The organism is Sphaerisporangium sp. NPDC051017 (assembly GCF_040683095.1).
In the GTDB taxonomy this organism is placed as follows: Bacteria; Actinomycetota; Actinomycetes; order Streptosporangiales; family Streptosporangiaceae; genus Sphaerisporangium.
On record NZ_JBFBCI010000114.1, the window covers coordinates 1 to 8,288 of the forward strand.

The following is an 8,288-nucleotide window of genomic DNA, read 5'->3' on the forward strand; positions in this document are numbered from 1 at the left end:
CGGTTGCGATTTGACGTAGACACCGGCGGCGATCTGCAGGTCCCAGAGCGTCCGCCAGGCACCCGCCTCGACTCCGGCCGACAGGATCGCCTGCAAGATGGCAACGGTGAGCTGCACGTCCGGAAGGGCCCGGTGCCGATCAGCGGGCTTGGGAATCCTCAGGAAGGACAGCAGTTCGTTCAGAGCGTGGCTGTGCAGTTCGGGATAGGCGATCCGGGCTAGTTTGACCGTGCAGAGCAACGGGGTCGCGGCCAGGGTAGGGCAATGGGAACGTTTCCCTTTGATGAGGGTGGCCTCGATGTGCGCGCTGTGGGCGACAAGCCGGTATGGCGGAGTGGTGAGCAGTCCGTCCAGTTCGGCCATCACCTCGGCTTGAGGGCGTTGACTGCGCAGGACCTCTTCGGTGAGGCCGTTCTGGCGCACATCGAAGCTCGTGATCGGCACATCGTCAGGGGGCCGCATCAACGCGCTGTAGCGGCCGAGCTCCCGCCATGCCCCGGTGGCGGAGAAGCGTCCGGCGATGGCGGCGACCTCGATCGGCTCGGCGGGCCGCCCAGTGGGAGTGAGCGCCTCGAAGTCGATGACCAGGTAGGTCATCGCCAGGAAGTCCGGGTCGGTCAATGCCATGTCAACGCCATGCCTTCACCTGTGTGCGGATTGTCGCGGCGAGCCGGTCGATGTGCTCGTCGTCGAGCGCGGAGGTCAGCGGAACCGACAGCAGTTCGTCAACGGCCTGCTCGGCGTTCGGGCACGGCACCGGATCCAGTGTCCGGCAGGCTGGGTGCGCAGAGGCAGCCCTTAACCCGAATGTGCCCACGGAGTTGACCACCCCATACTCGGAGAGCCGCTCGCACAGTTCGCGCGGCCGGGGCACGCCGATGCGCCACAGTGCAGCGTATTCGTTGGGCTCCTCGCCTGGACCCGCCTGGATGGGTTCCAGGCCGGGGAGGTTCCCGACCAAAGTCGTCAACAGCCGGGTCTGATCCCGGCGTTGCCGCAGGGCGGCGTCGAGGTCGGCGAGGCTGTGCCGCGCCAGGGCCGCCAGAGGTTCGGCCAAGCGCAGGTTGAGGCCAAGGTGATGGCCGGCCGGGTGGGTGGACGTTCCGGTCTGCCAGTGACTGCGGAACGCAGCGGACGTGGCGGCGATGTCGGGATCGTCGGTCAGGACGTAGCCGCCCTCACCGCAAATGACAAACTTGCCGTCCTTCATGCTGAAGCAGCCCGCATCGCCGATCGTGCCGACGGCGCGTCCACGCCATCTACTTCCCTGGGCCTGGCAGGCGTCTTCGAGAAGTTTGATTCGGCGGTCATGGGTGAATTCCCGCAGAGCGTCCAGGTCGCCGGTCCGTCCCCCGAAATGTACGGGCAGCAGGGCCACGGTCCGGCCGCTAAATTTCGCGGCGGCGTCATCCAAGTCGAGGACGAAGCCGCTGTTCTTCCCGCCGGAGCCGCCCAGGCGGCTGTCGACGAATACCGGATGGGCGCCGGTGGCGGTGACTGCGGCGACGGCCATCACGACCGTGAACGCGGGGAGGAGAACTTCGGTCCCGGGCCGGGCGCCTGATGCGATCAAGGCGGTCTGCAGGGCGGCCGTCCCTGATGAGACGGCGATGGCGTGGTCGACGCCGTAGACGGCTTTCAACTCCGCTTCCAGCGCGTCCACCTGGGGGGTGGATCCGAGCGGTGCGGGCATGGCGGCCAGGGCCTGCTCCAGCAGCGGCCTTGCCCCGGCCTCACTCCTGCGGGGATCGGTCACACGAGCGCCGGTCAATGGTTGTCTCCGATGATCGCGCTGAAGTCCATGAGCGGCCACATTTGCACGCAGTCGGTGGAAAACAACGTGCAGTCGCCGCATCCTGGCGTGGCCGTTCCGAAGAGGATTGCCGCGTCGCCGTCGCGGATGGTGCGGTGCTGGTGGGAGGGAGTCGCGGCGATCCGGTGGGATGAGGGGCAGTCCCACAGCATCCCGTCCGGCTGGGCGAAATACAGGCTCCGGCCGCCGAAGCAGCCGGTGACCGTGGCGAATGGGGCGCTGATCGCCGTGGCGACATGCTGCGGGTACGGTGCCGCTGGCAGATGAACCGAGGGGTGAGCGGAAACAGCCGCGAAGTGGTTCAGCACGTCGGGAGCGTGTCCGACGCTCAGAGTCATCGGGTACAGGTCATGGCCCGCGTCGAGAGAAAGCGGCTGCGGGACCACGTAGTCGCAGCCCAGCTGCTGCGCGAGCGCCGGGACCGCCTGAATGTCGGCGAGATTCTCGCGGGTGATGACACTGTAGATCCCGACTCTGGGGCGTGCCTGTCCGTCCGGTCGGACAGGGCCATCGGCCTGGCGTGTGCCGTCATGATGGCTGTCTCGGGCAGCGATGAGCTTGGTGATTCCCGAGATGACCTCGGCCCAGCCGTCCTTCCCGTTGCGTGAGGGGCGGAGCCGGTCGTTGTAGTCGGGGTCGACCGAATCCAGTGAGACCGACACCGCGTCGACGCCGAGTTCGACGAGGGCCTCAGCGATGTCCGGCCGATTCAGGGGCGTGCCCTCGGTGCAGACGATCACCTGCAGGCCGCCTTCTTTAAGGATCTTGATCAGTGGCAGGATCGGCGGCCAGATCAGCGGCTCTCCGCCCGCCAGGAACACCCGCCGGACCCTGGATCGGGGAAGGGTGCGAGCGAAAGCGAGGACCTGAGCGGGGTTCAAGTCGGTCCGGTGCAGGTGCGAAAGCCGCCCGACCTCGGTGACCGGAACGACCTTGTGGTCTTCGAGCAGCCCGAAGTAGCAATACCGGCACCCTTTGGAGCAGGGCGACCGAAGTGCCCACAGCAGCGTCGGCGGCAAGGGCGCCTGGCTGGCGCCGACCGGGTCCGCGGGGAACACCTTCTGCGTCATACCGCTCCCCCTCTCGGCTTCGGTGGTTCCGCGTCAGCTTCGGCGCGTTGATCTTCTTCGGCGGATTCACGGAGGGACGCCTGGATACAAGCGTCGACGATCGCGGCGACGCACTGGTCCTCGTCAAAGAGACGCCGGTCGATGAGCTGGAATCGGGAAGGGTCCACGGCAGCCAGCCGTTCATAGAGGTTCGTGACCCGCCGCATCAGCCCGGCCTCGTCGGAACGAACGGTGCGGCCCTCCCGCTTTTGGAATCGCGCCAGGCACCGGTCGGGGTCGTCGAGCAACAGGAGGACGCGCGAGGGCAGCGGCCGCCACGGTGTGATCAGATCCAAGACGGTGTGGGCCGTGTCCAGCAGTTCCTCGCCGGCGACGCCGCCGCGAGTGCCCTCGATCCGGTCGTGGCCATTGAGGATCACCGACTGGTAGACCGCGACCGTGTACGGGCCACGGTCTTCCAGCACGATCTGCCCAGGACGGGGATGGGCGGTCTCGTACCGGTGGACGTGCAGGGCGGCGAGCAGCAGCGTCTCGGTACGCGGGACGCCGGTCCGGAGGAAGGAGTCACCACCCTGCAGCGCCGCGATGATCTGGCCCGACAGCTGAGCAGCCGGCGTGTCGGGGAGCTCCACCAGCGAGAAGCAACGTGGTCCCAGGGCCTGCACGGCTCTCCGGATCAGGTGTGTCTTTCCAATGCCGTTGACACCTTCAAGGGAAATCCATGGGACCGTCGCGTCGGTTGCCGAGGCGATCGTGAGGGCCGTCGTCGGCTGGCTGCGATCCCCATCTGCGAATCCCGGTTGCCCTGGGCTGTTGACGGCCGCGTTCACGTCCAAGGCGGGGCGCTCAGGCGATGCGCCGCTCATCCGTGCCTCCGCTGTTCAGTCGCTGCCAGGAGGCGGTCGCCAAGGCCCGGTTCGGTGCGCAGGCGTCCGAGCAAGCACCCGGTCCTGGTCCGGGCCCGGGTTGCCCGAACTCCGCGCATGCTCATGCACAGGTGTTCACCGGTAGCCCAGACGCCCACGTCGGGGCTACCGGTGAGCGAAGCAAGAGTCTGGGCGATCTGGGCAGTGAGCCGCTCCTGTAGCTGCAGGCCTGCGGCATGCCGGAGAGCGATTCGCGCGATCTTGGACAGGCCGATGACACGGCCCGCCGGGATGTAGCCGATCGTCAGGGAGAGGCGGAAAGGCAGGAGGTGGTGTTCGCAGATGGTCCATATCTCGATGTCCGACACGGCCACCCATTGGTCGCCGACGTCGTCGTGGTCGAAGACCGTGTCCAGCACGCCGGGATCGGGGGTGAGAAATTGCGCCCACCATGCGGCGACCCGGCGCGGTGTGTCCTTGAGCCCGTCACGGTCCGGGTCTTCGCCGATTGCGGTCAACAGTTGCCGGATCAGATGCTCCACCGCGTCTTGATCGAACGCGCGCCGTTCGGCCGAGTCGCGCGGCGCGGCATCCGCGCGAAGGCCGTTGGCGATGATCTCGCTCATGCCGCTCCTGCCCCTACGGCCGCTTCGATCTCGGTCCATGTCGCGGTCTCGGCGCCCTGGGCCAAGACGTGCCTGGCGGAGGGTCCTTGGTGGAGGAGCAGGTCAAGCGCTGACAAGCCGGTGATGAAGGGCTGCCGTCCGCGACGGTAGGGCGGGTGGGTGTAGGTCGCGATCTGGACGGCGATGCCGGCACGGTTGACACGAGCGATGTCGAGATATGCGTGGGCCCCGGCACCGAGCCGAAGAGTTTTTCTGCCGGTCTTGTGGCACAGGTCGATGAGCATCTGAGTTTTGCGGTCCGCGGGATCCAAGGCGCTGCTGTGCAGGATCGTGACCTGAATGCCGAACCCTTCCAGCAGCAGGTCCAAGACAGCCCTGTTCAGGTCGGCCAAATGCTCCCAGCGGCGATCGTAGATGGCGGCCAGACGCGGCCCCCAGTCCGGCCAGAACTCGGCGCGTAGGTAGCTCTCCTCCAGACTCCGCCAGTGCCGCCTGCGCCATTGATCGCCGGAGATGCGCGCCTGAATGATGGACTGCCCGAAGTCGCGCCTCACCGGGACGGTGAGGCGGCGGCGGCCGTTGGGGCCCTCGATGTAGTTGCGCTGCTGCCACTGTCCGCTGAATTGGGCATGGTCCAGAAGCAGGAGCTGGTCGACATCCAGCAGCCGAGCCAGGTAACCCGGCCAGGGCAGGTAGGCGGGTTGATGCGGAACTAGCACCAGGGCGGGCGAAGCCGCAGCCGTGAGCTTGGGGCCGATCGCTGAGCTGGTGAGGTCGGCCATCAGACCTCCATCCGATACAGCGCGAACAGTTCGGCGGCCTGAACGCCCCGAGCGGCTCCGGCGGCCTGGTCCAATGCTTGGATCTTCTCCACACTCCGGGGATGGGGATCCTGGCGGATCTGACTCGGGTAGCACAGCAGCGCCTTCTGCTTGATCGTCATCGTGGTGGTGATGTCGACGGCAACCGGCCGGTCCAGGCCCGCGCTGAGCCAGATGCGGTCTTCGGGGCCGTCGAACCCGAGGATGAGGCGGGGCAGTGGCCTGTTCGCGCGGTGGCCAGGTCGTACTGCGGCCAGCCCGGCGTGATGGACCGCGCGGTGGTCTTGATGATGGCCACCGGTGGGGATGAACATCGCTGCCGGAGTGGAGGCGGCCAAGCTCTCCTCGATGACGGCTACCAGCGCACCGAGGTGGGCGCCGGGGTTGGCGGCGCGTTCGTCATCGACCCATCCGATGGTGCCCGAAGCGCCGAGAACAGCGCAGGCATCCCGAAACTCCGTGCACCGGATGTCGGCGTCGGAGGTTCCTCCGTACATGGGCCCGGACAGACAGGCGACGGCGATGACATCGACCTCAACGCCGTATCCGGTCAAGGCGGCGATGGTGCCGGCCATTCCAAGTGTTTCGTCGTCGGGGTGCGCGGCGACAACAAGTGCTCGCTCGCCTGGGCGGAGTCCGAGCATGCGCCCTCCTGATCCGTAGAGGAGACGGGGCACCACCCTGCTGCGGATGGCGCTGGTGGTGCTCTCGATCGTTGCGCTCACATGAGGCGGCGAGGGCGGCAGAGGCCGACCCGCCACCGTAACCGTGCTGTCGCCCGTGCTCTTGACGGGTGTTCAGGCTGTGGCGGTAAGGAACGCCTGGGCGGCTTTAAGGGGGGTATGGGGGTCGATCCGGGCCGGGGCTGCGGCGCTGGCCGCGTGGTAGGCATCGTGGTCGCCGAGCAGCGCCGCGAGTTCCTCCCACAGCGCGGGAAAGCCAGCCTCCACCGGGACCGCACGTCCGGCGGGCCCGGCGAGAGTAGGGACGTATCCGAGGTCGTAGGTGATCAAGGGTGTACCGGCAGACAGCGCTTCAGCGGCGGTGTGTGAGAAGGTCTCCGGGCTGGTGGAGCAGATGACGGTGACGGCCGCTTCGGCGAAGAACGACGGCACCCTCGCCCACGGCAGCGCGGGCAGGAGCCGGACGACGTCGGGGCGTCGCTGCTGCTGGCGTCGGCACGCCGCCAGCGCTTCTTCGGCCTCACCGCGCACGAACTCGAAGTCGGCGCGAGCCAGCACCAGTTCGACCGGCCGTCTCCAGGTGTCGGGCAGTGCTTCCAAGAGTTCGGGGTGGCCCTTGTCGGCGACCGCCCGCGACACCGTCCGCAGCGGTCCGTGGCAGCGCAGCCGTTCACGCTCGTCGTAGCCGACCGGGTCGGGCCGGACCAGGACGGCGTTCGGGACGACTCGCCACGCGGAGGAGTCCCAGCCCGCCCGGGTCGCGGCCTCCACCAGGTAGGGACTGGCCGGTAGAACCACGTCGGCGGCCTGCAGGGCGAGCCGCCACGTGTCGGCCGAGCGAGGCCGGATCTCATTGTGGGCCATCAACGCCGTCCGCACCCCGGGCGGTGCGGGATCGAGATAGCCCAGCCCCCAGACCGGTGCCCCCCAGCAGGCGATGTCGACCGCCCGGTCGGCCAGGATGGCGCGTACCTCGGCGACGACCGGGCCAGGATCAGCGAGAGCGGCGAGCACGTCATCGTTATGAGCAGGCTGCGGAAGCCGCACCGACGTGAGCCGGATCAGGTCCGGATCTTCGGATGCCTCGGCATCCGCGGACGGGCCAGATGCTGCGGGGCTGCTGGTGAGGATCAGAACGGTGTGGCCGAGCTGACGCAACCCGATGGTCAAAGCGGCGATGCTCCGCTCGATGCCGGACGGGTGGTCCGGCCGGTAGGTCAGCAGGCAGAAGGCGATTGTCGTCACTCCGGTCCTCCAACTGAGGGGATGAGCCGGGCACCTGCTTGGCGTGTGCCGTCCGCCCTCGCCTGGCTGTGATCTGGTCCGGCCATTGCGTCGGGCGTCGCGTCGGGCGTCGCGTGCAGCGCGGTGTTCTTCTCCCACGGGAAGACCACCCACCCCTGATCGTGCTCGCCCACATACGTTGGGTCCGCGTTGCGAGGCTGCCAGTTGGCCAGATTGAGCCACAGCACCGCAGTCCGGATGCGGGCTGGGCGCATCGTGGCCAGCAGAACCCCCATCGCGTTCAGCGTGTCTCCGCTGCCGGCGATGTCGTCGACGACGAGCACGTCCTGGCCGGAAAGATCGCCGAGGTGCCGGTGATCGCCGACGAAGACCTCGGGCGATTTCACGGCCGCGACCTCGTCGGTGACGGTGTGGGCGAGGGAGATGCCCCTCACGTCCCGGACGCCGAGATGGTGGGCGATCATGACGGCCGGAATCAGCCCGCCTCGGGCGATCCCAACGATGACCTGCGGCAGACCCTCTGATCTGACGGCGGAGGCGAGGGTACGGCCAAGCTGTCCGACCGCCTCCCAGGTGAGGAGGTGCACGCTACCGTCCACGCAGGTCTCCCCAGATCAAGACGTGATCGCGGCCGGTGAGATTCCAGCCGTGCAGGAGAGCGAAGTCGGCGAGCGACCGCATCCCGGTCAGAACGTGGTCGGCGGTCCGGCCCTCCGGGGACAGCCAGACCTCGGTGAGCCCGAACTCGGCTACCAGGTCTGAGACCTCCGCGAGGTCCTCCGGCCCGCTGATGACGAACTTCCAGCGGGTCCGGCCGGTGGCTTGGAGCTCCGCGATCACCTCCCGCTTGATGCGCTTCTTGACCGGAACGGCCGACGTGGCGAGTTTCAGTCCGGCGTTGAAGGCCACCCCGGTGGCAACCAGATCCGCGCCGGGGGCAATGGTGGCGTTGGTCTCGATCTCCATCTGTCGGCCAGTCGCCGCAGCACGGGTCGCAAGGTAGATCATGAACTCCCGGTGCAGGAGCGGCTCCCCGCCGGAGGCCACGATCAGATCCACGGGTGTCAGGCTGTCGACGATCACGGAATTGCGCAGCGGTGAGGCGGTTGCAATCACGTAATTGAGCATGCCGATCACGTAATTGACCCTGTTCAGGGCGTGCGT

The 8,288-nt window shown here is 67.7% G+C and carries 10 protein-coding genes; all 10 read right to left on the reverse strand.

Features of this window, described 5'->3' with window-relative positions; translation table 11 throughout:
- A partial coding sequence (locus tag AB0M95_RS40085) for a 3'-5' exonuclease (protein WP_363776732.1) occupies positions 1–621 on the reverse strand: 621 nt, incomplete at its 3' end.
- Between the two features lie 7 nt (positions 622–628).
- Positions 629–1,756, reverse strand: coding sequence for a DegT/DnrJ/EryC1/StrS family aminotransferase (locus AB0M95_RS40090; protein ID WP_363776735.1), 1,128 nt, complete (start codon positions 1,754–1,756; stop codon positions 629–631).
- A gap of 11 nt (positions 1,757–1,767) precedes the next feature.
- Positions 1,768–2,883: a radical SAM protein gene (locus AB0M95_RS40095; protein WP_363776739.1), complete on the reverse strand. Its 1,116-nt coding sequence runs from the start codon at positions 2,881–2,883 to the stop codon at positions 1,768–1,770.
- Positions 2,880–3,719: a hypothetical protein gene (locus tag AB0M95_RS40100; protein ID WP_363776742.1), complete on the reverse strand. Its 840-nt coding sequence runs from the start codon at positions 3,717–3,719 to the stop codon at positions 2,880–2,882. Before AB0M95_RS40100 ends, AB0M95_RS40095 begins: the two co-directional genes overlap by 4 nt.
- Positions 3,720–3,745: 26 nt before the next feature.
- The gene (gene folE, locus AB0M95_RS40105; protein WP_363776745.1) at positions 3,746–4,375 is read right to left on the reverse strand and encodes a GTP cyclohydrolase I; all 630 of its coding nucleotides are present in this window, start codon (positions 4,373–4,375) and stop codon (positions 3,746–3,748) included.
- A complete protein-coding gene (locus AB0M95_RS40110) occupies positions 4,372–5,157 on the reverse strand; it encodes a WbqC family protein (protein ID WP_363776748.1) in 786 nt (261 codons plus the stop codon). The genes folE and AB0M95_RS40110 overlap by 4 nt, the downstream gene beginning before the upstream one ends.
- The gene (locus AB0M95_RS40115; protein WP_363776751.1) at positions 5,157–5,840 is read right to left on the reverse strand and encodes a PIG-L deacetylase family protein; all 684 of its coding nucleotides are present in this window, start codon (positions 5,838–5,840) and stop codon (positions 5,157–5,159) included. Before AB0M95_RS40115 ends, AB0M95_RS40110 begins: the two co-directional genes overlap by 1 nt.
- Before the next feature lie 153 nt (positions 5,841–5,993).
- On the reverse strand, positions 5,994–7,124 hold the full coding sequence (locus AB0M95_RS40120; protein ID WP_363776754.1) for a glycosyltransferase family 4 protein: 1,131 nt from the start codon (positions 7,122–7,124) through the stop codon (positions 5,994–5,996).
- Complete coding sequence (locus tag AB0M95_RS40125) at positions 7,121–7,723, reverse strand: phosphoribosyltransferase family protein (RefSeq protein WP_363776757.1); 603 nt, start codon at positions 7,721–7,723, stop codon at positions 7,121–7,123. The genes AB0M95_RS40120 and AB0M95_RS40125 overlap by 4 nt, the downstream gene beginning before the upstream one ends.
- A partial coding sequence (locus tag AB0M95_RS40130; RefSeq protein ID WP_363776760.1) for a hypothetical protein occupies positions 7,713–8,288 on the reverse strand: 576 nt, incomplete at its 5' end. The genes AB0M95_RS40130 and AB0M95_RS40125, both read right to left, overlap by 11 nt.

What these genes read in the sequence shown, in the direction of transcription:
- folE (WP_363776745.1), bottom strand. Translation starts at nt 4,375, where the DNA reads ATGAGCGAGATCATCGCCAACGGCCTTCGCGCGGATGCCGCGCCGCGC.
- AB0M95_RS40110 (WP_363776748.1), bottom strand. Translation starts at nt 5,157, where the DNA reads ATGGCCGACCTCACCAGCTCAGCGATCGGCCCCAAGCTCACGGCTGCG.
- AB0M95_RS40115 (WP_363776751.1), bottom strand. Translation starts at nt 5,840, where the DNA reads ATGCTCGGACTCCGCCCAGGCGAGCGAGCACTTGTTGTCGCCGCGCAC.
- AB0M95_RS40095 (WP_363776739.1), bottom strand. Translation starts at nt 2,883, where the DNA reads ATGACGCAGAAGGTGTTCCCCGCGGACCCGGTCGGCGCCAGCCAGGCG.